At 71.7% G+C, this 25,892-nt stretch carries 23 protein-coding genes; 4 read left to right on the top strand and 19 right to left on the bottom strand.

What is annotated here, in order from left to right:
• Nucleotides 1–28 precede the first annotated feature (28 nt).
• The 3 genes from Q3Y56_RS29275 to Q3Y56_RS29265 form a co-directional block, all read right to left on the bottom strand.
• A complete protein-coding gene (locus Q3Y56_RS29275) occupies nucleotides 29–688 on the bottom strand; it encodes a vitamin K epoxide reductase family protein (protein ID WP_369696822.1) in 660 nt (219 codons plus the stop codon).
• A 200-nt stretch (nucleotides 689–888) separates the two neighbouring features.
• On the bottom strand, nucleotides 889–2,151 hold the full coding sequence (gene hisS, locus Q3Y56_RS29270; RefSeq protein WP_304464781.1) for a histidine--tRNA ligase: 1,263 nt from the start codon (nucleotides 2,149–2,151) through the stop codon (nucleotides 889–891).
• Between the two features lie 10 nt (nucleotides 2,152–2,161).
• On the bottom strand, nucleotides 2,162–2,872 hold the full coding sequence (locus Q3Y56_RS29265; protein ID WP_304464780.1) for an MBL fold metallo-hydrolase: 711 nt from the start codon (nucleotides 2,870–2,872) through the stop codon (nucleotides 2,162–2,164).
• Between the two features lie 136 nt (nucleotides 2,873–3,008).
• Between Q3Y56_RS29265 and Q3Y56_RS29260 the strand changes: the two genes are divergently transcribed.
• Both Q3Y56_RS29260 and Q3Y56_RS29255 read left to right on the top strand, forming a co-directional pair.
• Nucleotides 3,009–3,809, top strand: coding sequence for a peptidylprolyl isomerase (locus Q3Y56_RS29260; RefSeq protein WP_304464779.1), 801 nt, complete (start codon nucleotides 3,009–3,011; stop codon nucleotides 3,807–3,809).
• 225 nt (nucleotides 3,810–4,034) lie between these two features.
• Nucleotides 4,035–5,264 carry a DUF349 domain-containing protein gene (locus tag Q3Y56_RS29255; RefSeq protein ID WP_304464778.1) on the top strand — a complete coding sequence of 410 codons (1,230 nt, stop codon included), beginning with the start codon at nucleotides 4,035–4,037 and terminating at the stop codon, nucleotides 5,262–5,264.
• A 70-nt stretch (nucleotides 5,265–5,334) separates the two neighbouring features.
• Here Q3Y56_RS29255 and Q3Y56_RS29250 read toward each other — a convergent pair whose 3' ends face one another.
• The 15 genes from Q3Y56_RS29250 to pgsA all read right to left on the bottom strand — a co-directional run bounded on the left by Q3Y56_RS29250 (nucleotide 5,335) and on the right by pgsA (nucleotide 21,087).
• Nucleotides 5,335–7,875 carry a bifunctional (p)ppGpp synthetase/guanosine-3',5'-bis(diphosphate) 3'-pyrophosphohydrolase gene (locus tag Q3Y56_RS29250; RefSeq protein WP_304464777.1) on the bottom strand — a complete coding sequence of 847 codons (2,541 nt, stop codon included), beginning with the start codon at nucleotides 7,873–7,875 and terminating at the stop codon, nucleotides 5,335–5,337.
• Between the two features lie 153 nt (nucleotides 7,876–8,028).
• The gene (locus Q3Y56_RS29245) at nucleotides 8,029–8,583 is read right to left on the bottom strand and encodes an adenine phosphoribosyltransferase (RefSeq protein WP_304464776.1); all 555 of its coding nucleotides are present in this window, start codon (nucleotides 8,581–8,583) and stop codon (nucleotides 8,029–8,031) included.
• Nucleotides 8,580–9,728, bottom strand: coding sequence for a protein translocase subunit SecF (gene secF, locus Q3Y56_RS29240; protein ID WP_304464775.1), 1,149 nt, complete (start codon nucleotides 9,726–9,728; stop codon nucleotides 8,580–8,582). The genes Q3Y56_RS29245 and secF overlap by 4 nt, the downstream gene beginning before the upstream one ends.
• 1 nt (nucleotide 9,729) lies before the next feature.
• Nucleotides 9,730–11,487: a protein translocase subunit SecD gene (secD, locus tag Q3Y56_RS29235; protein ID WP_304464774.1), complete on the bottom strand. Its 1,758-nt coding sequence runs from the start codon at nucleotides 11,485–11,487 to the stop codon at nucleotides 9,730–9,732.
• A 186-nt stretch (nucleotides 11,488–11,673) separates the two neighbouring features.
• Nucleotides 11,674–12,153 (bottom strand): preprotein translocase subunit YajC, encoded by a 480-nt coding sequence (gene yajC, locus Q3Y56_RS29230; RefSeq protein WP_304465851.1) that lies wholly within the window; start codon nucleotides 12,151–12,153, stop codon nucleotides 11,674–11,676.
• Between the two features lie 183 nt (nucleotides 12,154–12,336).
• On the bottom strand, nucleotides 12,337–13,428 hold the full coding sequence (gene ruvB, locus Q3Y56_RS29225; protein ID WP_304464773.1) for a Holliday junction branch migration DNA helicase RuvB: 1,092 nt from the start codon (nucleotides 13,426–13,428) through the stop codon (nucleotides 12,337–12,339).
• Between the two features lie 55 nt (nucleotides 13,429–13,483).
• Nucleotides 13,484–14,110 (bottom strand): Holliday junction branch migration protein RuvA, encoded by a 627-nt coding sequence (ruvA, locus tag Q3Y56_RS29220; protein WP_304464772.1) that lies wholly within the window; start codon nucleotides 14,108–14,110, stop codon nucleotides 13,484–13,486.
• Entirely contained in the window at nucleotides 14,107–14,679 is a 573-nt protein-coding gene (gene ruvC, locus Q3Y56_RS29215; RefSeq protein WP_304465850.1) for a crossover junction endodeoxyribonuclease RuvC, read from the bottom strand. The genes ruvA and ruvC overlap by 4 nt, the downstream gene beginning before the upstream one ends.
• 115 nt (nucleotides 14,680–14,794) lie before the next feature.
• Nucleotides 14,795–15,544: a YebC/PmpR family DNA-binding transcriptional regulator gene (locus Q3Y56_RS29210; RefSeq protein ID WP_304464771.1), complete on the bottom strand. Its 750-nt coding sequence runs from the start codon at nucleotides 15,542–15,544 to the stop codon at nucleotides 14,795–14,797.
• A 62-nt stretch (nucleotides 15,545–15,606) separates the two neighbouring features.
• Entirely contained in the window at nucleotides 15,607–16,197 is a 591-nt protein-coding gene (pdxT, locus tag Q3Y56_RS29205) for a pyridoxal 5'-phosphate synthase glutaminase subunit PdxT (protein ID WP_304464770.1), read from the bottom strand.
• Between the two features lie 113 nt (nucleotides 16,198–16,310).
• Complete coding sequence (gene pdxS / locus Q3Y56_RS29200) at nucleotides 16,311–17,159, bottom strand: pyridoxal 5'-phosphate synthase lyase subunit PdxS (protein WP_304465849.1); 849 nt, start codon at nucleotides 17,157–17,159, stop codon at nucleotides 16,311–16,313.
• 325 nt (nucleotides 17,160–17,484) lie between these two features.
• Nucleotides 17,485–18,024, bottom strand: a complete 540-nt coding sequence (locus tag Q3Y56_RS29195) for a hypothetical protein (RefSeq protein WP_304464769.1) — start codon at nucleotides 18,022–18,024, stop codon at nucleotides 17,485–17,487.
• A 209-nt stretch (nucleotides 18,025–18,233) separates the two neighbouring features.
• The gene (locus tag Q3Y56_RS29190) at nucleotides 18,234–19,394 is read right to left on the bottom strand and encodes a glycosyltransferase family 4 protein (protein WP_304464768.1); all 1,161 of its coding nucleotides are present in this window, start codon (nucleotides 19,392–19,394) and stop codon (nucleotides 18,234–18,236) included.
• On the bottom strand, nucleotides 19,391–20,413 hold the full coding sequence (locus Q3Y56_RS29185; protein ID WP_304464767.1) for a phosphatidylinositol mannoside acyltransferase: 1,023 nt from the start codon (nucleotides 20,411–20,413) through the stop codon (nucleotides 19,391–19,393). The genes Q3Y56_RS29190 and Q3Y56_RS29185 overlap by 4 nt, the downstream gene beginning before the upstream one ends.
• Entirely contained in the window at nucleotides 20,410–21,087 is a 678-nt protein-coding gene (gene pgsA, locus Q3Y56_RS29180; RefSeq protein WP_304464766.1) for a phosphatidylinositol phosphate synthase, read from the bottom strand. The genes Q3Y56_RS29185 and pgsA overlap by 4 nt, the downstream gene beginning before the upstream one ends.
• A 183-nt stretch (nucleotides 21,088–21,270) precedes the next feature.
• Here pgsA and Q3Y56_RS29175 point away from each other — a divergent pair, with 183 nt between their 5' ends.
• Entirely contained in the window at nucleotides 21,271–23,475 is a 2,205-nt protein-coding gene (locus Q3Y56_RS29175; protein ID WP_304464765.1) for an elongation factor G-like protein EF-G2, read from the top strand.
• A 125-nt stretch (nucleotides 23,476–23,600) separates the two neighbouring features.
• A complete protein-coding gene (locus Q3Y56_RS29170; protein WP_304464764.1) occupies nucleotides 23,601–25,250 on the top strand; it encodes a hypothetical protein in 1,650 nt (549 codons plus the stop codon).
• 66 nt (nucleotides 25,251–25,316) lie between these two features.
• Here Q3Y56_RS29170 and Q3Y56_RS29165 read toward each other — a convergent pair whose 3' ends face one another.
• Nucleotides 25,317–25,877 (bottom strand): HIT domain-containing protein, encoded by a 561-nt coding sequence (locus Q3Y56_RS29165; protein ID WP_304464763.1) that lies wholly within the window; start codon nucleotides 25,875–25,877, stop codon nucleotides 25,317–25,319.
• Nucleotides 25,878–25,892: the final 15 nt, after the last annotated feature.

The following is a 25,892-nucleotide window of genomic DNA, read 5'->3' as shown; positions in this document are numbered from 1 at the left end:
ACTGACACCGCCGCGGCCGCGGGGAGCGTCAGGCTGCCCACAGGTCGCTGCCCCAGCGGGTCAGGACCAGCATGGCGATGGTCCCGACCCACACCGCCGGCACGACCCAGTGGAACTCCAGCAGCCCCTTCCTGAGGCCCTCGGGCGCCGGCAGGAAGCCGTGCTTGATGTTGTAGCCGGTCACGTAGCAGAACATCACGATGGTGACGACCCAGGCCAGGGAGCACCACAGGCACAGCGAACCGATGACGTACAGCGACTGGTACTGCAGCCAGGTGCAGAAGCCGACGCCGAACAGGCAGCCGGCGTTGAACGTCAGCCAGTACCAGCGCGGGAAGCGCGCCCCGGCCAGCAGCGACATGCCCACGCAGACGACGATGCCGTAGGCGACGAGCCCCAGCATCGGGTTGGGGAAGCCGAAGGCCGACGCCTGGTCGCTCTTCATGATGTTGCCGCAGGCCACGATCGGGTTGACGCTGCAGCCCGGCGTGAAGTTCGGGTCCTCGAGCAGCTTGAACTTGTCGATCGTGATGACCCACGCGGCGAGCACTCCCAGCGCGCCGGTGATCACCAGCAGCAGCGCGAAGGCACGACCGCTCCCGACCGCGCGACGGGCACCATCGGTCCGGGCACGGTCCGTGTCCACGCCGTCCGCGCTGTCCACGTCGTCCGCCACTGTCGTCGCCATATCCCGCTTCCGTCGCTCCCGAGGCCACATTGCCCGTCATTGTGCCGCACCGGCGGCCTTCCGGTCCGCCCCTGTGGACAACCCCCGCCATCCTGCCGTGCCCACTGTTCGATGTGCGTAAGGGCGAGGGCGCCGGCGGGATGATTCGGCGCCCACGGGGTTGACGTCCCGGAGCGGAGCCCCGGGACGTCAACGTCAGGTCAGGCCAGGCGCGCGCGGACCGTCTCGGTCAGCTCCGCGAGCGGCACCGCGGTCTGCTCCCCGCTCTCCAGGTCCTTGAGCTGGACGGCGCCCTCCGCGAGGTCGCGCTCCCCCGCGATGACCGCCAGGCGCGCGCCGCTGCGGTTCGCCGACTTCATCGCGCCCTTCAGGCCGCGGCCGCCGTACGCGAAGTCAGTCGCCACCCCGGCCCGGCGCAGCTCCGTGACCAGCCCGAAGAGCACGCGGCGCGCCTCCTCGCCCAGCGGCACCGCGTACACGCTGGTGGCCGCCGGCAGGTTCAGCTCGATGCCCTCGGCCTCCAGCGCCAGGACCGTGCGGTCCACGCCCAGCGCCCAGCCCACCGACGGCAGCTCGGGGCCGCCGATCATCTCGGACAGGCCGTCGTAGCGGCCGCCGCCGCCCACCGCGGACTGGGAGCCCAGGCCGTCGTGGACGAACTCGAAGGTGGTGCGGGTGTAGTAGTCCAGGCCGCGCACCAGCTTGGGGTCGTCCTCGTAGGCCACGCCCGCCGCGGTCAGCAGCTCGCGGACCTGCTCGTGGTACGCCTTGCACGCCTCGCACAGGTGGTCGCGGAGCAGCGGCGCGCCGGTCAGCTGCTTCTGCACCGCCTCCCGCTTGTCGTCCAGGACGCGCAGCGGGTTGATCTCGACCCGGCGGCGGGTGTCCTCGTCCAGGTCGAGGCCGCGCAGGAACTCCTGGAGAGCGGCGCGGTAGGCCGGGCGGCACTCGCGGTCGCCCAGGGAGTTGAGGAGCAGGCGGAAGTTCCGCAGGCCCAGCGACCGGTAGGCGTCGACGGCCAGGATGATCAGCTCGGCGTCGAGTGCCGGGTCCTCGGTCCCGATGGCCTCCGCGCCGACCTGCGAGAAGTGGCGGTAGCGGCCCTTCTGCGGGCGCTCGTAGCGGTAGTACGAGCCGGAGTACCAGAGCTTGACCGGCAGGTTCCCGGCCTTGTGCAGGTTGGCCTCCAGCGCGGCGCGCAGGACGGAGGCCGTGCCCTCGGGGCGCAGCGCCAGCTCGTCGCCGCCCTTGGTGGTGAGGGTGTACATCTCCTTGGTCACGATGTCGGTGGACTCGCCGACACCGCGCGCGAACAGCTCGACGTTCTCGAAGCCGGGGGTCTCGACGTAGCCGTAGCCCGAGCGCTTGAGCGGCGCGGCGATGGCCTCGCGTACCGCCAGGAACGTCGCGGAGTCCGGCGGGATGAGGTCGTAGGTGCCCTTGGGGGCCTGGAAGGTACTCACGAAGGTCTTGTCACATTCCTCGTCGCGGAGCCGCGGTCCCGGCTCCTCGGCCGGCGGCCACCTCCCGCAGATAGGGGTTGGTGGCGCGCTCGCGGCCGATACTGGTCTGGGGGCCGTGGCCGGACAGCACCACGGTCGAGTCGTCGAGCGGCAGGCACACACGGGCCAGCGATGCGAGCATCTCGGCCATGTCGCCGCCGGGCAGGTCGGTACGTCCGATGGAGCCAGCGAAGAGCAGGTCACCCGAGAAGAAGACGGACGGGATGTCCGCCTGCTCGGGCAGCTGGAAGGTCACCGACCCCTTGGTATGGCCTGGGGCGTGCGCGACGGTCAGCTCCATGCCCGCCAGCCGCAGCCGGGTGCCGTCCGTCAGCTCGTGCACGTCGTCCGGCTCCCCCACGGTGAGCTCGCCCATCAGCGGCATCCCGATGGAGCGGCCGAGGGCCTTCTCCGGGTCGCTCATCATGTAGCGGTCGGCGGGGTGGATGTAGGCCGGTACGTCATGCGCGCCGCACACCGGGACGACGGAGGCGACATGGTCGATGTGGCCATGGGTGAGGACGACGGCGACGGGCTTGAGCCGATGCTTGGCGATCGTCTCCTCGACTCCCTGGGCGGCCTGGTGGCCCGGGTCGATGATCACGCACTCCTCGCCGGCGGCAGGGGCGACCAGATAGCAGTTGGTCCCCCAGGCCCCGGCGGGGAACCCGGCAATGAGCACGATCGTCCCTCACAGTCGGCGGCTGAAGATTTCGGCAGTTCCAGAGCCTACCGGCGGCGCTGCCCGCACAGCGAACCCGTATACGGTACGGCCAGGCGCCCGGAGAGACGGCCCAGAGGATTGAGGAGTGGACCCGGTGGTCAGTAACGAGCAGCGGCGGAAGCAGCTCGCGCGGGAGAAGTTCGCCCGGCAGCAGCAACGGCGTGAGTCGGCGCGGCGCAAGGTGCGCCAGCGCAATGTGGTGATCGCTTCCAGCCTCGCGGCGGTACTGGCGGTAGGTGCCGTCGCGACCGCGGCGGGGGCCTTCTCGGGCGACGACAAGTCGTCGGACTCCGCGGTGAAGCCCACGCCGACGCCGACGCCTTCGGCCCCGAAGCCGAAGCCCGAGCCGAAGATGGCCGTCGACAAGAAGGCCAAGTACACGATGTCCCTGAAGACGAATCAGGGGGATCTGACGATAGCGATGGACGCCGCCAAGACCCCGCACACGGTGAATTCGTTCAAGCATCTGGCGGACAAGGGGTTCTTTGACGGCACCAAGTGCCACCGCCTGGTCGCCATGAACCCGTTCGTGCTGCAGTGCGGCGACCCGGAGGGCACCGGCATGGGCGGCCCGGGGTACACCATCCCGGACGAGAACCTCGCCGGCCTGGGCACGCCCGACAAGAAGAAGGGGACGGTGAAGTACCCCGCGGGCACCGTCGCCATGGCCAACACCGGCCAGCCGCACAGCGGTGGCAGCCAGTTCTTCATCGTCTACAAGGACAGCGAACTGCCGCCCTCCTACACGCCCTTCGGCACCGTGGACGACGCCGGGCTCAAGGCGGTGCAGGACATCGCCAAGGGTGGTCTGACCCCCGCCAACCCGCAGTACCCGGACGACGGCGCCCCGAAGAAGACCGTCACCATCAGCAAGGCAACCGTCGAGAAGGACTGATTTCGGTCGCGCTGGATGCGGACAGCCGGGGCGCCGGTCGCCTATGTTGGCGTTGTGCGGGGCGCCTGCGCCGACGGCTGCCGCCCCGCGCGGAAACCTCGCGCCGCCAGGGAAGCGGCGTGACAGCAGTCCGTCGGACCGGTCCGGGCGCGGCCCGGCCGGAAGAAACTGTGGACGATGCCAGCGGGCCGCCCGCCCGCCTCGGCATCATGTGGAGGAGGCGCTGTGAGCAGCGACCCATGGGGCCGCGTCGACGAGACGGGGACCGTGTACGTGCGTACGGCCGACGGCGAGCAGGTCGTCGGCTCGTGGCAGGCGGGCTCTCCTGAGGAGGCCCTCGCCTACTTCGAGCGCAAGTACGAGGGCCTGGTCGTCGAGATCGGCCTCCTGGAGCGCCGGGTCAGGACCACCGACCTGTCGACCAAGGACGCGATGACCGCGATCGACCATCTGCGTCAGCAGGTCGCCGAGCACCACGCGGTCGGGGACCTGGACGCGCTGGCCAAGCGGCTCGACAAGCTGGTCGGCGAGGTCGAGTCGCGCCGCGAGGAGCGCAAGGCCGCGAAGGCGAAGCAGTCCGAGGACGCCCGGCACGCCAAGGAGGCGCTGGTCGCCGAGGCCGAGAAGCTGGCCGCCAGCGACCAGTGGCGGTCGGCCGGGGAGCGGCTGCGTGCCCTGGTCGACACCTGGAAGGGCCTGCCGCGGCTGGACCGCAAGTCGGACGACGAGCTGTGGCACCGGTTCTCGCACGCCCGCTCGGCGTTCTCCAAGCGCCGCAAGGCGCACTTCGCGTCGCTGGACGCGCAGCGCGAGGATGCCCGTAAGGCCAAGGAGAAGCTGGTCGCCGAGGCCGAGGCGCTGTCCGGCTCCACCGACTGGGGTACGACCGCGGCGCGCTACCGCGAGCTGATGGCGGACTGGAAGGCGGCGGGCCGGGCCCAGCGCGAGGCCGAGGACGACCTGTGGAACCGGTTCCGCGGGGCTCAGGACGTGTTCTTCCAGGCGCGCAGCGAGGTGTTCGCGGAGCGCGACGCCGAGCAGCGGGAGAACCTGACCCGCAAGGAGGAGCTGGTCGTCGAGGCCGAGAAGCTGCTCCCGGTGTCGGACCTGAAGGCGACGCGGGCGGCCTTCCGCGCGATCAACGAGCGGTGGGAGGCCATCGGGCATGTGCCGCGGGACGCCCGGCCGAAGATCGAGGGCCGGATGCACGCGGTGGAGCGGGCCATCCAGGAGGCCGAGGAGGCCGAGTGGCGGCGTACGAACCCTGAGGCGCGGGCGCGCGCCCAGGGCCTGACCGGCCAGCTTCAGGACGCCGTGGACAAGCTGCGCGGCCAGATCGACGCCGCGCGGGCCGCGGGCAACAACGCCAAGGCGGACAAGCTCGCCAAGGAGCTGGAAGGCCGGCAGGCGCTGCTCGACCAGGCGCTGAAGGGCCTGGAGGAGTTCGGCGGCTGAAGCGGCTGAAGGTTTCGCCGCAGCAGGAAGCGGCCCCGGCGCAGCGCGCCGGGGCCGCTTCTGTTCGGCGTCAGCGCTGGCGGGCGGAGGTCACCCGGTAGACGTCGTACACGCCCTCCACGCCCCGTACCGCCTTCAGCACGTGGCCCAGGTGCTTGGGGTCGCCCATCTCGAAGGTGAAGCGCGAGGTGGCGACCCGGTCGCGGGAGGTCTGCACGGCGGCGGACAGGATGTTGACGTGCTGGTCGGACAGGACGCGGGTGACGTCCGACAGCAGCCGGGACCGGTCCAGCGCCTCGACCTGTATGGCGACCAGGAAGACCGAGGACTGGGTGGGCGCCCACTCGACGTCGAGGATGCGCTCCGGCTGCTGGGACAGCGAGTCGACGTTGACGCAGTCGGCGCGGTGGACGGAGACGCCGCTGCCGCGCGTGACGAAGCCGATGATGGGGTCGCCGGGGACCGGCGTGCAGCACCGGGCCAGCTTCACCCACACGTCCTCGACGCCCTTGACGACGACGCCCGGGTCGGCGGTGGTACGGCGCTTGGTGCGGCGGATCGGCGGGGCGGTCTCGGCGATGTCCTCGTTGGCGGCCTCCTCGCCGCCGAGGGCCTGGACCAGCTTGCTGACCACGCTCTGCGCGGAGACGTGGCCCTCGCCGATCGCCGCGTACAGCGAGGAGATGTCCGGGTAGCGCATCTCGTGGGCGAGGGTGACCAGCGAGTCGCCGGTGAGGATCCGCTGGATCGGCAGGTTCTGCTTGCGCATGGCCCGCACGATGGCGTCCTTGCCCTGCTCGATGGCCTCGTCGCGGCGCTCCTTGGAGAACCACGCGCGGATCTTGTTGCGGGCGCGCGGGGACTTGACGAAGCCCAGCCAGTCGCGGGACGGCCCGGCGCCGGGCGCCTTGGAGGTGAAGACCTCCACCAGGTCGCCGTTGTCGAGGGTCGACTCCAGCGGGACCAGCCGCCCGTTGACCCGCGCTCCTATGGTGCGGTGGCCGACCTCGGTGTGGACGGCGTACGCGAAGTCGACCGGGGTGGCGCCGGCCGGGAGCGCGATGACGTCGCCCTTGGGCGTGAAGACGAAGACCTCGTTGCGGGAGAGGTCGAAGCGCAGGGACTCCAGGAACTCGCCGGGGTCCTCGGTCTCCTTCTGCCAGTCCAGGAGCTGGCGCAGCCACGCCATGTCGTTGACGGTGTCCTTGCCGGCGCCCTTGCCCGTGTGGCGCGGCACGTCGGTGCGCACCTTGGACGCGCCGGCGACGGCCTCCTGCTTGTACTTCCAGTGCGCGGCGATGCCGTACTCGGCGCGCCGGTGCATGTCGAAGGTGCGGATCTGGAGCTCGACCGGCTTGCCGCTGGGCCCTATGACCGTCGTGTGCAGCGACTGGTACATGTTGAACTTGGGCATCGCGATGTAGTCCTTGAACCGCCCCGGGACCGGGTTCCACCGCGCGTGGATGGTGCCCAGTGCCGCGTAGCAGTCGCGGACGGTGTCGACCAGGACCCGGATGCCCACCAGGTCGTAGATCTCGGCGAAGTCGCGGCCCCGCACGATCATCTTCTGGTAGACGGAGTAGTAGTGCTTGGGGCGGCCGGTGACGGTCGCCTTGATGCGGGCGGCGCGCAGGTCGGCCTGGACCTGGTCGGTGACGACGGCCAGGTACTCGTCGCGCTTGGGAGCCCGCTCGGCGACCAGCCGCACGATCTCGTCGTACATCTTGGGGTAGAGGATCGCGAAGGCGAGGTCCTCCAGCTCCCACTTGATCGTGTTCATGCCCAGCCGATGCGCCAGCGGGGCGTAGATCTCCAGCGTCTCGCGGGCCTTCTTCTCCTGCTTCTCCCGCTTGAGGTAGCGCATGGTGCGCATGTTGTGCAGGCGGTCGGCGAGCTTGATGACCAGGACGCGCGGGTCCTTGGCCATGGCAACGACCATCTTGCGGACGGTCTCGGCCTGGGCGGCCTCGCCGAACTTGACCTTGTCCAGCTTGGTGACGCCGTCGACGAGCAGGGCGACCTGGTCGCCGAAGTCGCGGCGCAGCGTGTCGAGGCCGTACTCGGTGTCCTCGACGGTGTCGTGCAGCAGGCCCGCCATCAAGGTGGCCGGATCCATACCCAGCTCGGCGAGGATGGTGGTCACCGCGAGCGGGTGGGTGATGTACGGGTCGCCGCTCTTGCGCTTCTGGCCGCGGTGCCAGCGCTCGGCGACCTCGTAGGCGCGCTCGATCTGGCGCAGCGTGGCGGCGTCGGCCTTGGGATCGTTGCTCCGTACGATCCGCAGCAGCGGCTCCAGGACCGGGTTGTACGGGCTGGAGCGCTGCACGCCGAGGCGGGCGAGGCGGGCGCGGACCCGGTTGGAGGAGCCGGAGCGCGGAGCCGGGCCCTGGGCCGGGCGAGCGGGGGCAGCCGACGAGGGGGCGGCCGGTGCCGGGCTCTTGGTGGTCGCGGGACTCTTGGCCGCCGACGTGACCGGTGCGGCCGGCGGCTGGGCCTTGGACCGCGCCTCCGCCCCACCGCCGGTCTTGGGCAGCTCCCGGGCCGCCGTGGCGTCGGCGGCGGTCGGCTCGTCCGGGTGCGCGGCGGTCAGCGGCTGGGCCTCGTCTGGCAAGAGCACTCCTCAAGCGGGGACCGGACCACAGGGGTCGGGATGCCATGGTATCGATCCCGCCACGGAGGTGACTCCGCGGCCGCCGTGCGCCGCGGCGTGCCGGAGGGCGGGACCCGATGGTGCCCGGGTTCCCGCCCTCCTGCGGTCCATGCCTCAGAGCGTGATCAGCGCGTCCAGCGGCGCGTTCTTCAGCTCGGGCTCCAGACGGCGGCGGCCGTCGAGGAAGCCGAGCTCCAGCAGTACGGCCAGTCCGGCGACCTCGCCGCCGGCCCGCCGGATGAGCTGGAGCGACGCCTCCGCGGTGCCGCCGGTGGCGAGCACGTCGTCGATCACCAGGACGCGGTCGCCCGGGGCGAGCGCGTCGGCGTGCATCTCGATCTCCGCGGTGCCGTACTCCAGCTCGTAGGCCTGCCCGAGCGTGGCGCCGGGCAGCTTGCCCGCCTTGCGGACGGGGACGAAGCCCACGCCCGCCCGGACCGCGACGGGCGCGGCCAGGATGAAGCCGCGCGCCTCCAGCCCGACGACCTTGTCGGCGCGGTGCCGTACGCACAGGTCGGCCAGCGCGTCGGTGAGCGCGCCGAACGCCTGGGCGTCGGCGAGCAGCGGGGTGATGTCCTTAAACATCACGCCCGGCTTGGGGTAGTCGGGGACGTCGTGGATGCGGCTGAGCAGCAGTCCGCGCAGCTCGTCGCCGCCCGCGGCGCTCATCGGCGCTTCCCCGACGGGCGGCCGCGGCCGCGGTTGCGGGCGGCGGGCTGCTGGCGCCGGCCGGCGGCTCCGGCGGACGCGGCCATGCCGTCGTCCTCGGGGTCGTCGTCCCGGTCGTCGTCCTCGTCCGCGGCGGAGGCGTCCTGGGGGTCGCCCGCGGACTCCGCCTTGGCGACGGCGGAGGCGCGCTTGGCGCGCACCCGCTTGGCCAGGGCCTTCATCTCCGGGTCGCGCTCCTTGAAGTCGGCGACCAGCGGGGTGGCGATGAAGATCGAGGAGTACGCGCCGGCGGCGAGGCCGACGAACAGGGCGAGCGAGATGTCGTTGAGCATGCCCGCGCCGAGCAGGCCGCCGCCGATGAACAGCAGCGCGCCGACCGGGAGCAGCGCCACGATGGTGGTGTTGATCGACCGCACCAGGGTCGAGTTGAGGCTCCGGTTGGCGATCTCGCTGTAGGTGTACCGGCTCTGCTTGGTGAGGTCCTTCGACGCTTCCTTCAGACCGTCGAAGACGACGACGGTGTCGTAGAGGGAGTAGCCGAGGATCGTGAGCAGACCGATCACGGTGCCCGGGGTGACCTCGAAGCCGACGAGCGCGTAGACGCCGACGGTGATGGTGAGGTCATGGATCAGTGCGATGAGCGCAGCCAGCGCCATCCGCCATTCGAAGGCGATGGCGAGGTAGATCACCACCAGGACCATGAAGATCGCCAGGCCCTTCCATGCCTTGTTGGCGATCTCCTCACCCCAGCTCGGACCGACCAGCTGGGCGTCGACCTTGTCGGACGAGACGCCCAGCTTGTCGGCGATCTTCTCCTTGACCGGGATGGCTTCCTTGGTGTCCAGATCGCTGATCTGGATGCGCAGCTTGCCGCTGCCGAGCTTCTGCACGACGGCGGTGTGGCCGCCGGAGGCCGACTCCGCGGTCTCCTTGACCTCCGAGGTGGACATGCTGGTCTTGGGCGTGTTGAAGACCGCGCCGCCGGAGAACTCGATGCCCATGTTGAGGCCGCGCACCGCCAGGCCGACGATGGCCGTGATGGTGATGAGGATCGAGATGCCGTACCAGATCTTGCGCTTGGCGACGAAGTCGTAGCCGACCTCGCCTCGGTACAGCCTGGCGCCGAGGGTGCCGAGTCGCGACATCTCACGCCTCCTTCGGGTCGGCGGGGGCGGCGGGGGTGCGGCGGCTACGGCGCAGCGGGGGCTTGGCGCCGAGACGCTGGGGGTCGAGGCCGGACCACGGGTGGCCGCTGGCGAAGAACTTCTTCTTCGCCAGGATCGTCATCAGCGGCTTGGTGAAGAAGAACACCACGACGACGTCGAGCAGGGTGGTCAGGCCGAGCGTGAAGGCGAAGCCCTGCACCTTGCCGACGGTGACGACGAAGAGCACCGCGGCGGCGAGGAAGGACACGAAGTCCGAGACCAGGATGGTGCGCCGGGCGCGCGGCCAGCCGCGTTCGACGGCGGGGCGCAGGGTCCGGCCCTCGCGGATCTCGTCGCGGATGCGCTCGAAGTAGACGATGAAGGAGTCCGCGGTGATGCCGATGGCGACGATGGCACCGCAGACGGCGGGCAGGTTCAGCGCGAAGCCGATGCCGGGACCGAGCAGCGTCATGATCGTGTACGTGAGGGCCGCGGAGACCGCGAGGCTCGCGAGGGCCACCAGGGACAGGCCGCGGTAGTACACGAGGAGGTAGATGACGACCAGCGCGAGGCCGATGGCGCCGGCGATGAGACCGGCCCGGAGCTGCTCGCTGCCGAGTGCCGCGGAGACGGTCTGCTCGTCGACGATGTCGAAGGAGAGCGGCAGGGCGCCGAAGGACAGCACGTTGGCGAGGCTGTCGGCCGAGGACTGGGTGAAGCTGCCCTGGATGACGGCGCTGCCGTTCCTGATCGGGGAGTCCACCGTGGGGGCGGAGAAAACCTGTCCGTCGAGGACGATGGCGAACTGGTTGTTCTGCCCCTGGGCCGCCTTCTTCGACAGATCCTCGGTGATCTTGCCGAAGCGCTTGCCGCCCTTATCGGTGAACTCGAGCTCGACGAGCCAGCCACCCTGCTGGGGGACGTAGGCGGCCTTGGCCTTGGAAACCTCGGTGCCGGCCAGCTCGACCGGGCCGAGCAGGTGCTTCTGGCCCTTTTCGCCGCAGGCGGCGATCGTCGCGTCCTCCTTGGCGGCCGCGGCCTTCTCGCTGGCCGCGGCGCGCGCCTTGGGCGTGCGGCAGTCCAGGGCGGCGAACTGCTTGGTCGGGTCGTCCTCGGCCGGCTTCTTGGAGCCGGACTTCTGGGCGTCCGGCTTCTCGGTGGCCTTGGGCTTGGGGGCGTCGTCAGCCTTGAGGGCGTCGCTGACGGGGCGGCCCTGGGTGGTGGCGGTGGGGCTCGGCGTGCCGGACGGCTTGGTCTTGTCGCCCTGGTCGGCCTTGTCGCCGGCGTCGCCCTGCTTGTCCTTGCCCTGGTCCTTCTTACCCGTGTCGCCCGGCTCCGGGGTCGGGGTGCCGGGGGCGCTGGTGATCACCGAGCGGAAGAACAGCTGAGCGGTGGTGCCGACCTGCTGGCGGGCCTGCTTCGCGTCCGTCCCCTTGGGGATGTTCACGATGATGTGCTTGGTGCCCTGGGTCTGGACCTCGGCCTCGGAGACACCCAAACCATTGACCCGCCGGTCGATGACGTTGACGGCGGTGTTCAGATTCTTTGAGTTGATCGCGTTGGGCTTGCCCGGCTGGTTCTTGGCCTGCAGTGTGAAACTGGTGCCGCCCGCGAGGTCGATTCCCAACCGCGGCGTGGTTTCACCGGAGGCGAACATCCCCGCGGTGAGCGCCACGATGGCGATCAGGATCAAGACCAGGGTGCGCCCGGGCCGGCCCTGGGTCCCGGGGGACCTGCGGCCCTTCTTCGGTGCTGCCACCTTCTCGTATCTCCCTGTCCAACCGCCCCGGCACCGGGTGTGCGCCGGGCGGCCACGAATGTTGTGGGGACCAGCCCCCGCCGGAGCCTAGACCGTCATGGAACCGCGACGCTCCCCCTGGGCCCGGGTGGCCCCAAGGGGCCCACCAAGATCACCAGGGTGGCGCGACGCGGCTCCGTAAAGGTCCTACTTCGTGTCGCTGTCGCCCTTGCCGTCCGCCGGAGCGTCGGCCTTGTCGTCGTCCGACTTGGTCAGGTCGGCCTTCGCCAGGTCCGTCTTCTCGACGTCGGTCTTCTCTGCCTCGTCCTGGACGGAAGCGTCGGCATCGGCCTCGGTCAGCGAGGAGGCGTCATCGGGGACGGCCGGGGTGTCGGCGTCCGCCGCCTCCGGCTCGATGCCGTGGACGATGAAGTTGTACTCGGAGTCCTCCAGGACGGCACCCACCGCGTTCTTCGCGTAGATGGCGTGCACACCGGGGGCGACTTCGAGGAGGACCGTGTCGTCGTGGACCTCCTTCACCGTGGCGTACATACCGCCGATGGTCCGCACGCCGGAGCCCGGCTGCATCGCGTCGCGCATCTGCACGGCCTGGCGTTGCTTGTTCTTGGCCGACCGGGTCATCAGGAACATGGCCCCGATGAGCACGATGAACGGCAGGAGAGTCACAATCACGGGACGGAATTTCCTTCGCACGACCGCGGGGGGAAACGCGGCCTGGTCTACGGGGGTGGTATGCCGCACGTTACGGACGGCATCGGCGGAGTCTAAGCGAGCCCGCGCCTAAGGAACAACGCCCAGCATGGCACCAGGGTTCCTGACCGGACCAGTCTCCGCGCCGCCACGTCCCGGTCACGCTTCGAACAAGCCGGTCTGTCCGCCCCCGCCGGCGCCCTGCCGCGGCGGGGCGATCCCGAGGTGGGCCCAGGCCGCGGGGGTGGCGACCCGGCCGCGCGGCGTACGGGCCAGCAGGCCCTCGCGGACCAGGAAGGGCTCCGCGACCTCCTCCACCGTCTCGCGCTCCTCCCCCACCGCGACGGCGAGGGTGGACAGGCCGACCGGGCCGCCGCCGAACAGGGTGAGCAGGGCGGTCAGCACCCCGCGGTCCAGCCGGTCCAGGCCGCGGGCGTCCACGTCGTACACCTCCAGGGCCCGGCCGGCGATCTCGGCGGTGATCAGGCCGTCCGCCTTGACCTGGGCGTAATCCCGGACCCGGCGCAGCAGCCGGTTGGCGATGCGCGGCGTGCCCCGGGACCGGCCGGCGATCTCGGCGGCGCCCTCGGGATCCAGCGTGACGTCGAGCAGGTGGGCGGAGCGGTGGAGGACGCGCTCCAGCTCGGCCGGGGCGTAGAACTCCATGTGGCCGGTGAAGCCGAAGCGGTCGCGCAGCGGCGGCGGCAGCAGCCCGGCCCGGGTGGTGGCGCCGACCAGGGTGAAGGGCGGCAGTTCGAGCGGGATCGCGGTGGCACCGGGGCCCTTGCCGACGATGACGTCGACCCGGAAGTCCTCCATGGCCATGTACAGCATCTCCTCGGCGGGCCGGGACATGCGGTGGATCTCGTCGAGGAAGAGCACCTCGCCCTCGGTGAGCGAGGACAGGATCGCGGCGAGGTCGCCGGCGTGCTGGATGGCGGGCCCGGAGGTGATGCGGATCGGGGCGCCCATCTCGGCCGCGATGATCATGGAGAGGGTGGTCTTGCCGAGGCCCGGGGCGCCGGAGAGCAGCACGTGGTCGGCGGTGCCGCCGCGCTGCCGCGCCGCCTTCAGGACGAGGTCGAGCTGCTCGCGGACGCGCTCCTGGCCGACGAATTCGCCGAGGTCCTTCGGGCGCAGCGCGGCCTCGATGGCCTGCTCCTCGCCGTCGGCGGCCGCGCCGACGAGCCGGTCGCCTGCGGCGGGCAGGCCGGTCGCGGGCGCGGGTACGGGCTCGTCATCCCAGTTCACGGGTGAAACCTCACGGTTCGTTGCGGGGCGGGGTGGTGCGGTCGGCTGCTTCGGCTCATCGCGCCCGGTTCAGGGTCTGGAGGGCGGCGCGCAGCAGCTGGGGGACCTGCGGCCGGCCGCCGGCGGCGGTGGCGGCCTCGGCCTGCGGTGCGACGGCGGCGACGGCCTCCTCCGCCTCCCGCGCGGCGTATCCGAGCCCGACCAGGGCGGCGCTGAGCTGCTCGCGCCAGTCGGAGGCGCGGTGGCCGGGCGCGGCGGCGGGGGCCGCCGCCTGACTGGTCGGCGCGCCGAGCCGGTCCTTGAGCTCCAGCAGCAGCCGCTGGGCGCCCTTCTTGCCGATGCCGGGGACGGCGGTGAGCGCCTTCTCGTCGCCGGTGGCGACCGCGACGCGCAGCGCGTCGGGCGTGTGCACGGCGAGCATGGCCTGGGCGAGCCGGGGGCCCACGCCGCTGGCGGTCTGGAGCAGCTCGAAGACCTGCCGCTCGTCGTCGTCGGCGAAGCCGTACAGCGTCAGGGAGTCCTCGCGGACGACGAGGGAGGTGGCGAGCCGGGCGGGCTCGCCGATCCGCAGCGCGGACAGGGTGCCCGGGCTGCACTGCACCGCCATGCCGACGCCGCCGACCTCGATGACGGCGGTGTCGGGCGCGAGTGCGGCCACCGGGCCGCTGACGAAGGCGATCATGTGGTGCCTCTCTGGGGTCCCCCGGGCAGCGGGCCGGAGGACGGTCGGGACGTCGTGGCGCGGTGCGCGGCGACGGCCCGCTGGAGCCGGTTCGTCGCCGGGGCGCGCCAGATGTGGCAGATGGCCAGCGCGAGCGCGTCGGCGGCGTCGGCCGGCTTGGGCGGCGCGTCCAGCCGCAGCAGCCGGGTGACCATGGCGCCGACCTGTGCCTTGTCGGCGCGCCCCGAGCCGGTGACGGCGGCCTTGACCTCGCTGGGCGTGTGCAGGGCGACGGGCAGTCCGCGGCGCGCGGCGCAGAGCATGGCCACCGCGCTGGCCTGGGCGGTGCCCATCACGGTCCGCACGTTGTGCTGGCTGAACACCCGCTCCACCGCGACGAATTCGGGACGGTGGGCGTCCAACCACTCCTCTATGCCGCGCTCGATGAGGACCAGGCGGTCGGGGGTGTCCGCGTCCGCCGGGGTCCGTACGACGCCGACGCCGCGCAGGTGCAGGGGGCGGCCCGCGGCGCCCTCGACCACGCCGATGCCGCACCGGGTCAGTCCCGGGTCCACGCCCAGCACCCGCATCGCACGCCCCCCTTCCGGCGCCGTCTCGGTCATCAGTCCCTGACAGTAGCGGCCGCCACTGACAACGCGAGGGCCGACGGGACGTGTGTCCCGCCGGCCCCTGGTGCGGCTGGTGTCAGCCGACCTTCTCCATGACCTCGTCCGTGACGTCGAAGTTGGCGAAGACGTTCTGCACGTCGTCGCTGTCCTCCAGCGCGTCGATCAGCTTGAAGATCTTGCGCGCGCCCTCCTCGTCCAGCTGGACCTGCATGGTCGGGACGAAGTTGGCGTCGGCCGAGTCGTAGTCGATCCCGGCCTCCACGAGGGCGGTGCGCACCGCGACCAGGTCGGTGGCCTCGCTGATGACCTCGAAGTTCTCGCCGAGGTCGTTGACCTCCTCGGCGCCCGCGTCGAGGACCGCGCCGAGCACGTCGTCCTCGCTCAGCTCGCCCTTGGGGACGATCACCACGCCCTTGCGGTTGAACAGGTACGACACCGAGCCCGGGTCGGCCATCGAGCCGCCGTTGCGGGTCATGGCGACGCGCACGTCCGAGGCGGCGCGGTTGCGGTTGTCGGTGAGGCACTCGATGAGCACCGCGACACCGTTGGGGCCGTAACCCTCGTACATGATCGTCTCGTAGTCGGCGCCGCCCGCCTCGAGACCGCCGCCGCGCTTGATCGCGGAGTCGATGTTCTTGTTCGGGACCGACTGCTTCTTGGCCTTCTGGACGGCGTCGTAGAGCGTCGGGTTGCCTTCCAGATCGACGCCGCCCATGCGCGCCGCGACCTCGATGTTCTTGATCAGCTTCGCGAAGAGCTTGCCGCGCTTGGCGTCGATCACGGCCTTCTTGTGCTTCGTCGTAGCCCATTTAGAGTGGCCGGACATCTGCCTGTCTCCTTCGCGTAACTCTCTGAGATCCGAACGTCTGCGATCCTACCGGGATCTGCTCAACGGGCTGCGCGCACCATGTCGACGAAGAGCCCGTGCACGCGGTGGTCGCCGGTCAGCTCGGGGTGGAAGGACGTGGCGAGGACGTTGCCCTGGCGTACGGCGACGGTGTGGCCGTCGTACCTGGCGAGCACCTCGACGGCGCCGCCCACCGACTCCACCCACGGCGCGCGGATGAACACGCCGTCCACGGGGCCGCCCTCGATGCCCGCGACGTCGATCGTGGCCTCGAAGGACTCGTTCTGGCGGCCGAAGGCGTTGCGCCGCACGATCATGTCGACGCCGCCGAGAGTCTCCTGGTCCTCGCGGCCGTCCAGGATCTTGTCGGCGACCATGATCATACCGGCGCAGGTGCCGTAGACCGGCAGGCCGTCCCGGATCCGCGCGCGCAGCGGTTCCAGTACGCCGAAGATGACGGCGAGCTTGGACATGGTGGTGGACTCGCCGCCGGGGATCACCAGGCCGTCGATCTCGGCGAGCTCCTCGGGGCGGCGGACCGGGCGGGCCAGCGCGTCGGCCGCGGCGAGCGCGACGAGGTGCTCGCGGACGTCGCCTTGGAGGGCCAGTACGCCGATAACGGGGGTGGACACGGAGGGGACCTCTCGAACTGTTCCGGGACGGGGACGGCCGATGGACGGCCCGCGGTGCCACGGGGCCGTCCATCGCAGGGTCGCTCCGCGGCGGCGCCGCGGGACGAGGGTGGTTACCAGCCGCGCTTGGCGTAGCGCTCGGCCTCGGGGAGGGTGTCGCAGTTGATGCCCACCATGGCCTCGCCGAGGTTGCGGGACGCGTCCGCGATGATCTTGGGGTCGTCGTAGAAGGTGGTGGCCTTCACGATCGCGGCGGCGCGCTTGGCCGGGTCGCCGGACTTGAAGATGCCGGAGCCGACGAAGACGCCCTCCGCGCCGAGCTGGCGCATCAGCGCGGCGTCGGCCGGGGTGGCGACGCCGCCCGCGGAGAAGAGCACCACCGGGAGCTTGCCGAGCTCGGCGACCTCCTTGACGAGCTCGTACGGGGCACGCAGCTCCTTGGCGGCGGCGTACAGCTCGTGGTTGTCGAAGCCGCGCAGCTTGGCGATCTCGTTCTTGATCTGGCGCAGGTGGCGGACGGCCTCGACGACGTTGCCGGTGCCGGCCTCGCCCTTGGAGCGGATCATGGCCGCGCCCTCGGCGATCCGGCGCAGGGCCTCGCCCAGGTTGGTGGCGCCGCAGACGAAGGGGGTCGTGAACGACCACTTGTCGCTGTGGTTGACCTCGTCGGCGGGGGTGAGCACCTCGGACTCGTCGATGTAGTCGACGCCGAGGGACTGGAGCACCTGGGCCTCGACGAAGTGGCCGATCCGGGACTTGGCCATGACCGGGATGGAGACGGCGTCGATGATGCCCTCGATCATGTCCGGGTCGGACATCCGGGCGACGCCGCCGTCCTTGCGGATGTCGGCGGGCACACGCTCCAGGGCCATGACGGCGACGGCGCCGGCGTCCTCGGCGATCTTGGCCTGCTCCGGGGTGACGACGTCCATGATCACGCCGCCCTTGAGCTGCTCGGCCATGCCGCGCTTCACGCGCGCGGTGCCGGTGGCGGGAGCCTCGTCGGGGCGGGGCGTGCTGGGAAGCGTGCTGGACACGGTTGACCTCACTCGATGATGAAAAAACGCGACAGACAGACAAAACCGGCCGACGGGGTCCGGCGGCAAGGGCCAATCCGAGGCCAGTGGATTGCCCGGTGGTCCCGAAGGCGGGAGGAAGAGCAGGCCAGCGGGGTGGTACGGCGCTCAGTGCGCCCGTGCCAGTGGCGTGGATACGGGGCTCAGGCCGCCCCGTTCCAGTGGCGGGGTACAGCGCGGCCCGCCCTGTGCCGGTGGCCTGGTACGGCGCTCAGGCCGCTCGTGCCACCAGGGTCGCCGGGGGCTCGTCGTCCATCTCGAAGGCCAGCGGGAACGGCGCGTGCCCGGCGAGCCGAAGCAGCCGGACCGTGCGGTGCCGGCGCAGCGCGCGGGCCGAGCGCACCGCGTCGTTGTGGAACCGCCGCGCCATCGGCACCCGCCGTACGGCCTCCGCCAGCTCACCCAGCGTGGCCTCGCCGCCCGGCGCCGCCTGTACGGCCTCCACCTGCGCCGACTCCCCGAACACGACCCGCAGCGTCTGGCTCAGTTCGCTCTCGGCGACCTCGCGGTGCTCCTCCTCGGCCTGCCGGGCGGCGTGCGCGGACTCGTAGAGCACGATCGAGGCGGCCGGGTCCAGCACGCCCGCGGTGGCCAGCTCCTGGGCGACCGAGGCGCGCCGCAGCAGCTGGGCGTCCAGCGCCGCCCGCGCCGCGTCCAGGCGGCTGTGCAGGCGGTCGAGGCGGCCCGCGGTCCAGCTCAAGTAGACGGCGACGAGAACGAGGAGGGCCGCGATCCAGATGAGAGTGCTCACGGCGCGCCACGGTACCTGCCTCGGCGCGGCCTCGGACTCCGTTCGGGGGTGCCACCGAGGTGCCCCCGGCGACGGTTGTCACCCGGACGGCGCAGCGCGGCCCCGACGCCTGCCGCGGGGCGCGTCGGCGCACTCCCCGCGGAAGGGGAGCCGGCAGACGCCACCGGTCCCGCGCCGGCAGGCGGATCGGTCCCGCGCCCGGAGGCGGGTCAGTCCCGCGCCAGTCCCCACCGCGCGCGCAGCCCCGTGCGTTCGTCCGCCGCCACCGACGCCGCGCCCGCCGCCACCGTCTCGTACACCGCCAGGATGTCCGCCCCGACCGTGGACCAGTCGAAGCGGCGGACGTGCCGGCGGGCCCGGTCGCTCAGTTCGGCGCGGCGGGCCGGGTCGCCCAGGAGCCGGACCACCGACGCGGCCAGCGCCTCCGCGTCCTCGTTGGCGAAGAGTTCGCCCGCCTCTCCCCCGGCCAGGACCTGGCCGAACGCGTCGAGGTCGCTGGCGAGCACCGGCGCGCCCGCCGACATGGCCTCGACCAGGATGATGCCGAAGCTCTCCCCGCCCGTGTTCGGCGCGACGTACACGTCCACGCTGCGCAGCAGCCGCGCCTTGTCCTCGTCGCTGACCATACCGAGGAACTCGACCCGGTCCCGCATCCCGGGCGGCAGTCCCGCCACCGCCTCCCGCTCGTCGCCCCGCCCGGCGACCAGCAGCCGGGTCTCCGGCCGCTCCGCCAGGATGCGCGGCAGGGCGCGCATGAGCACCGGCAGCCCCTTGCGGGGTTCGTCGATCCGGCCGATGAACCCGAGCGTGCCGCCCTGCCACTCCTTCCTGGGCTCGGCCCGCGCGAAGAAGTCGACGTCGACGCCGTTGGGGATCACGACGGCGTCGCCGCCCAGGTGCTCGACCAGGGTGCGCCGCGCGTACTCGCTCACCGCGATCCGGGCGCTGATCTTCTCCAGCGCCGGCTGGAGGATCGGGTAGGCGGCGATCATGGCGCGGGAGCGCGGGTTGGAGGTGTGGAAGGTGGCCACGATGGGCCCTTGCGCCGCCCAGCAGGACAGCAGCCCGAGCGAGGGCGAGGCGGGTTCGTGGATGTGGATGACGTCGAAGGCGCCCTCGTGCAGCCAGCGCCGGACCCGCGCGGCGGACAGGAAGCCGAAGTTCAGCCGCGCGACCGAGCCGTTGTACGGCACGGGGACGGCCCTGCCCGCGGAGACCACGTACGGGGGCAGCGGGGTGCCGTCGTCCGCCGGGGCGAGCACGGACACCTCGTGGCCGCCCCGGATCAGGTGGTCGGCCAGGTCGCGGATGTGGAACTGGACGCCACCGGGGACGTCCCACGAGTACGGGCAGACGATCCCGATCCTCACGGCTTCTCCGTTCCGGGGCTCTCGTCGCGCTGCGGCCCGGCCGCCGCCCGGCCGGAACCGGACCCGGTGCGGTCCGGCTGCGCCGGCAACCCGTTCCCCAGCGCCTGGTCCTCGCCGTTCCCCGGGCCGGCCGCCGGGTCCAGGTCCGCCGGCCACAGCCGCTGGAGCATGTGCCAGTCCTCCGGGTGCGCGGCGATCCCGGCTGCGAACGCGTCGGCCAGTTCCTGCGTCATGGCCGCCGCCTGCTCCGCCCGGGTGCCGGTCGCGGGGACCTCGATCGGCGGATGCACCCGTCCCCGCATCACCGGGGAGTCGTCGTACCAGAGCGTGACCGGCAGCAGCAGCGCCCCGGTCTGGGCGGCGAGCCGGGCCGGTCCCGCCGGCATCTTGGCCGTCCCGCCGAAGAACTCCACCTCGACGCCCGACGCCGACAGGTCGCGGTCGGCGACCAGGCACACCAGGCCCCCGGCGCGCAGCCGCCGGGCGAGCGTCCCGAAGGCGCTGCCGCCGGTGTGCGGCAGCACCTCCATGCCCAGTCCCTCCCGGTAGGCCACGAAGCGGTCGTACAGCGTCTCCGGCTTGAGCCGCTCGGCGACGGTGGTGAAGGGTACGCCGAGCTCGGTGGTGACCCAGGCCCCCGCCAGGTCGTAGTTGGCCATGTGCGGCAGCGCCAGGACGACGCCGCGCCCGCTGGCCAGCCCGTCCCTGAGATGGTGCCCGTCGGCGAGGTCGAAGCCGTTCCTTACGCGCTCCTTGCTCCACGCCGGGAGCCGGAAGGACTCCATCCAGTACCGCATGTACGAGCGCATGCCCGCGCGCGACAGCTCGGCGAGGCGCGGCGGCGAGGCGTCGGGGACCACCCGCGCCAGGTTGGCCTCCAGGCGCAGCACGCCCTTGCCCCGCCGCTTCCACGCCTGGTCGGCGATTATCCGGCCGAGCCCGACGGCAACCGGTTCGGGGAGCTTCTTGACCGTGCCCCAGCCGAGTCCGTACAGCGCGTCGGTCAGCCGTTCCCTCACCGCGCGTCGCCTCCTGGGGTCGCCGCGGCGGTCCGTGCGTCCGCCGCGTCCGCCTCGGCGGACTCCCTGCGGACGGTGACCATCCGCTGGACGAGCGTGACGAAGCTGCCGAGGGCGACGATCCACAGCGCGATCGGCAGCAGGATGTCGATGTGCGGGACCCCGAACTTGTGCAGACCCGCGAAACCGGCCGCCACCAGCGAGATCACCAGCCGCTCGGCGCGCTCCACCAGCCCGTTCACGTTCACCGGCAGGCCGATGCTCTCGCCGCGCGCCTTGGTGTACGACACCACCTGGCCGCTGGCCAGGCAGAAGATGGCGACCGCGCACAGCACGTTGTCGTCCCCGCCGCCCGCGTACCACAGCGCGAGCCCGCCGAAGATCGCGCCGTCCGCGACCCGGTCGAGGGTGGAGTCCAGGAAGGCGCCCCAGCGACTGGAGCGGCCCAGTTGCCGCGCCATGTTCCCGTCCACCAGGTCCGAGAAGACGAACAGGGTGATCGTGATCGTGCCCCAGAAGAACTCGCCCTGGGGGAAGAAGACCAGCGCACCCGCGATCACACCGCCGGTCCCGGCGAGGGTCACCGCGTCGGGGCTGACTCCGAGGCGGATGAGCAGGGCGGCGAACGGTGTGAGAACACGCGTGAAGAACGCACGCGCGTACTTGTTCAGCATGGCCTTCCCAGAGGGTCGATACGGGCCGAGCGGCCAAGAGGCCACCGGCTGGCCCATCGTAGCCACGCGCCCGGCGGCCCGAGCGGACGCATCACGATACGCCCGGGTGTGCGACGTATGGACGGCTGGTGAGCGCGGTGGAAAGCTCGAAGTACCGCAGGTGTCGACCGGGAGGCGAGACACATGGGCGTGAGGACGAGGACCGAGACGAACCCAGGGGCCGCCGGCAGGGCTATGCCGGCCGACCAGCCCGGCTCCGTACGGAACGTGGTGCTGGTCGGCCACAGTGGATCGGGCAAGACCACATTGGTGGAGGCGCTGGCGCTGGCGACGGGCGCGGTCAATCGGGCGGGCCGGGTCGAGGACGGCGGCTCGCTCTCCGACTACGACGAGATCGAGCACCGGCAGCAGCGCTCCGTGCAGCTGTCCCTGGTTCCCGTCGCATGGGGCGGGATCAAGATCAACCTACTGGACACCCCCGGGTACGCCGACTTCGTCGGGGAGCTGAGGGCCGGTCTGCGAGCCGCGGACGCGGCCCTCTTCGTCGTCTCGGCGGCGGACGGGGTGGACGGCGCGACCCGCATGGTGTGGGAGGAGTGCGCGGCCGTCGGCATGCCCCGCGCACTGGTGATCACCCACCTGGAGTCGGCGCGGGCCGGCTTCGAGGAGATGGTCCAGACGTGCCAGGCGGCGTTCGGCGGCGACGACCCCGACGCCGTACTGCCGCTGTACCTGCCGCTGCGCGGCACGGCGGGCGCGGACGGGCACAGTCCCGTCACCGGGCTGATCGGCCTGCTGTCCGAGCGGGTCTTCGACTACGCGTCCGGCGAACGGAAGGAGACCACACCCGCCGACGAGCTGCTGCCACGGATCGCCGAGGCCCGGAACCGGCTCATCGAGGGCATCATCGCCGAGAGCGAGGACGAGACCCTCATGGACCGCTATCTCGGCGGCGCCGAGATCGACATGAAGACCCTGGTCGAGGACCTGGAGAAGGCCGTCGCGCGCGGCACCTTCCACCCCGTGCTGGCCGCCGCGCCCGCCGCCGAAGGAGCCCGGCACGGGCTGGGCACGATCGAGCTGCTGGAGCTGGTCACCGGCGGCTTCCCCACCCCGATGGAGCGCGAGGTACCCGCCGTCACCACCCCCGACGGCGCCCGGCGCCCGCCGCTGACGTGCGATCCCGACGGCCCGCTGGCCGCCGAGGTGGTCAAGACCTCCTCCGATCCGTACGTCGGCCGCATCTCCCTGGTGCGGGTCTTCTCCGGGACCCTGCGCCCGGACGAGACGGTGCACGTGTCCGGACACGGCCTGGAGGACCGGGGCCACGAGGACCACGACGTGGACGAGCGGGTGGGCGCCCTGTCCGCGCCGTTCGGCAAGCAGCAGCGCACCCTGGCCCAGGCCATCGCCGGAGACCTGGCCTGCGTCGCCAAGCTCAACCACGCCGAGACCGGCGACACCCTGTCCGCGAAGGACCAGCCGCTGCTGATGGCCCCGTGGGAGATGCCCGACCCGCTCCTGCCGGTGGCCATCCACGCACACAGCAAGGCGGACGAGGACAAGCTCTCCCAGGGCCTGGCCCGGCTGGTGGCCGAGGACCCGACGATGCGCCTGGAGCAGAACCAGGACACCCACCAGGTGGTGCTGTGGTGCCTGGGCGAGGCGCACCGGGACGTGGCGCTGGAGCGGCTGCGCACCCGGTACGGCGTCCAGGTCGACACCATCCCGCACAAGGTGTCGCTGCGCGAGACGTTCGGCGCCGCGGCGGCCGGGCGCGGACGGCACGTCAAGCAGTCCGGCGGCCACGGCCAGTACGCGATCTGCGAGATCCGGGTGGAGCCGCTGCCCGGCGGCTCCGGCATCGAGTTCGTGGACAAGGTGGTGGGCGGCGCGGTGCCGCGCCAGTTCATCCCGTCCGTGGAGAAGGGCATCCGGGCCCAGGCGGCCCGCGGCGTCGCCGCCGGATACCCGCTGGTCGACGTACGGGTCACCCTGCTCGACGGCAAGGCGCACTCGGTGGACTCCTCCGACGCCGCCTTCCAGACCGCGGGCGCCCTCGCCCTGCGGGAGGCGGCCGCCGACGTCCCGATCCATCTGCTGGAGCCGGTCGCCGAGGTGCGGGTGCTCGTCTCCGACGAGTACGTGGGCCCGGTGATGAGCGATCTGTCGGGGCGGCGCGGCCGCGTCATGGGGACCGAGCAGTCCGGCGGCGGCCTCACCCTGATCCGCGCCGAGGTCCCGGAGATCGAGATCGGACGGTACGCGATCGACCTGCGCTCGCTGTCGCACGGCACCGGGCGGTTCAGCCGCGACTACGCCCGGCACGAGCCGATGCCCCCTCAGCTGGCGGAACGCGTCCGGGAACAGGCCACCGCCGCGGCCTGATCCTCACCGCCGTCCGTCCAACTCCCCTTGGGCGGGCGGCTTCTCACACGCCCCGGCGACAGGGGGCACCCTCGGTGGATACCCTGATACCGCAGCTCAAGCAGCATGCGTTATTGGGGGCGTTGGTGACGGACGGATACGATTTCAGTCCCGGGGCACAGGTCCCGCTCACGGGGGCGGCGGGACAGACCGCGGCGACGCAGGCCCTCGCGTCGGCGGCGTACCGTGACAGCCCGGTGGCCAAACTGCTGGACGCCAACTCCGAGTGGGCCGTGTCGGAGGTCAAAGCGCCCCGGATATCCCTCTTCGAGCCCAATCTGGGTGAGGCGTTCGCGCGAGCGGTGCAGCTGCGGATGCTCGGCGGCGGACGCAAGCAGCTGATCCAGTCCTTCGGCACCGAGCCGCAGACGGTCGTGGAGCACTGCCTGGCGGCCAATCGCATCCGCCGGCAGCGCGACGCCCGCCTGACCGCGCTGATGGTCGTCTTCGGGCTGCTGTTCCTGCCGGGCGTGCTGCTGTGGCTGGGCGCCTTCCAGTTGCGCCGTACGTTCGCCGGGGCGCAGGACAAGCGGGTCGGCGCGGCGGGCACGCTGCTGCTGGTCGTCCTGGCCGCCGGCGTCGTCTTCCTCATGATCAAGATGCCGCTCGGCGGACCGCTCGGCTGGTATCTGCGCGCGGTCCCGGTGGCGCCGGTGATCGGCTGGTGGCTGGCGAAGCGGATCAGCGAGCGCACGGCCGAGGACCTGCGGGACCGCTGGACGGGCCTGCTCTCCGGCGGCGGCGTCGGCGCCAAGATCCCCGAGGCCGTGCCGAGCGCGCCGGGCGGCGCCGCCGAGCAGCTCCGCAAGGGCCTGGAGAAGCTCACCGCCGAGCAGTACAGCAACGTCGTCTTCTACGCGGGCGGCAAGGGCATACTCGGCATGGGCACCCGCTGGGCCAGCTGGCAGCTGGCCGAGGACCTGGTGCCGGCCGAAGAGGGCAAGGAGATCAACCCCTTCCGCAGCTGGGACGTCATCAAGGCCGTCCACGACCAGCTGCGGCTGCTGGAGCGCGGCTCGCTGCACACCGGCGGCTTCCCCCCGCCCTCCGTCCGGCACTGGGTGGTCTCCCCCGTCGGCGAGGGCGCCAAGGAGGTGGCGCGCGGCGGCACCACCGAGGAAGAGGGCTACCAGATAAAGGGCGTCGACCTCCAGCGGATCTGCGACCAGCAGCAGTTCGGCGCCGGCGACCGGCATTACCTGGGCGTGCAGTTCGTGCTGTGGGACGGCCAGTTGGTGATCACCATGCTGGTCACGGTGACGTACCTGCACAACACGCTGCGGATCGAGGTCACCGGGCACGCGCTGGGCCCGGTCCACCCGCTGTTCACCAGCAAGCCCACGGCGCCGACCAAGACGGTCAGCAAGACGATCAAGTTCTGGGAGACCAAGGACATCCCGCTGCCGCTGGTGGACGCCAAGGAGGTGGTACGGCTCGCCGCGCGCGCCCCCTTCACGTGGTACCCGCCGCTGCTGGACTACCTGGGCGGCAAGCTCACCCTGCCCGAGCCGTTCGGGCTGCGGCACGCCTGGGCGGACAAGCCGTGGCGCCACCGCTTCATGGCCGACGACGCGCTACGGGCGGCCACCCCCGTCCTGCGCGTGGTCCACGAGGCGGCGATCCGGGTGCTCAAGGACAACGGCGTGGACACCGAGAAGTTCGGGCAGCGGGCGACGTTCCTCAGCGGCGCCGTCCAGGCCCCGGTGCCGTCGAAGGCCGACGAGTACATGGCGTAGTGGCGCCGCAAGGCGTGGTGGAACCGCATGGCGTTGTGGCGCGCGGCCGGCGCCGCCTGGCCGCCGCTACGACAGCGGCCAGGCGCCGGCGAGCATCCGCCGGGTGTCGGCGAGCAGCTGCGGCAGCACCTTGGTGTGGCCGACGACCGGCATGAAGTTGGTGTCCCCGCCCCAGCGCGGCACCACGTGCTGGTGCAGATGCGCGGCGATCCCGGCGCCGGCTGCGGCGCCCTGGTTCATGCCGATGTTGAAACCGTGCGCGCCCGACGCGGTGCGCAGCGCGACCATGGCCGCCTTGGTGAACTCCGCCAGCTCGACCGTCTCGTGGCCGTCCAGCTCGGTGTAGTCGGCGACGTGCCGGAACGGCACGACCATGAGGTGGCCGCCGTTGTACGGGTACAGGTTCAGCACCGCGTACACATGGCGGCCCCGGGCGATGATGAGCCCGTCCTCGTCCGACTTCTCCGGAATGGTGCAGAAGGGGCAGCCGTCGCCGGCGCCCGGGCCGGTCGGCTTGTTCTCGCCCTGGATGTACGCCATCCGATGAGGCGTCCACAGACGCTGAAAGGCGTCCTGGGTGCCGACTCCGATCTGCTGCTCCGGCTCACTCGTCATGCGGGCCAGCATATGGCGTATGGGCAG

Source organism: Streptomyces sp. XD-27, from assembly GCF_030553055.1.
In the GTDB taxonomy this organism is placed as follows: domain Bacteria; phylum Actinomycetota; class Actinomycetes; order Streptomycetales; family Streptomycetaceae; genus Streptomyces.
This window is presented reverse-complemented; position numbering and strand designations above follow the sequence as displayed.

Excerpts from the sequence above, each read along its gene's own strand:
- Q3Y56_RS29245 (WP_304464776.1), bottom strand. The coding sequence starts at position 8,583 with ATGAGCGCCGCGGGCGGCGACGAGCTGCGCGGACTGCTGCTCAGCCGC.
- Q3Y56_RS29275 (WP_369696822.1), bottom strand. The coding sequence starts at position 688 with ATGGCGACGACAGTGGCGGACGACGTGGACAGCGCGGACGGCGTGGAC.
- secF (WP_304464775.1), bottom strand. The coding sequence starts at position 9,728 with ATGTCGCGACTCGGCACCCTCGGCGCCAGGCTGTACCGAGGCGAGGTC.
- ruvC (WP_304465850.1), bottom strand. The coding sequence starts at position 14,679 with ATGCGGGTGCTGGGCGTGGACCCGGGACTGACCCGGTGCGGCATCGGC.
- Q3Y56_RS29165 (WP_304464763.1), bottom strand. The coding sequence starts at position 25,877 with ATGCTGGCCCGCATGACGAGTGAGCCGGAGCAGCAGATCGGAGTCGGC.
- pdxS (WP_304465849.1), bottom strand. The coding sequence starts at position 17,159 with ATGGCCGAGCAGCTCAAGGGCGGCGTGATCATGGACGTCGTCACCCCG.
- ruvA (WP_304464772.1), bottom strand. The coding sequence starts at position 14,110 with ATGATCGCCTTCGTCAGCGGCCCGGTGGCCGCACTCGCGCCCGACACC.
- pgsA (WP_304464766.1), bottom strand. The coding sequence starts at position 21,087 with ATGCTGAACAAGTACGCGCGTGCGTTCTTCACGCGTGTTCTCACACCG.
- Q3Y56_RS29210 (WP_304464771.1), bottom strand. The coding sequence starts at position 15,544 with ATGTCCGGCCACTCTAAATGGGCTACGACGAAGCACAAGAAGGCCGTG.
- Q3Y56_RS29175 (WP_304464765.1), top strand. The coding sequence starts at position 21,271 with ATGGGCGTGAGGACGAGGACCGAGACGAACCCAGGGGCCGCCGGCAGG.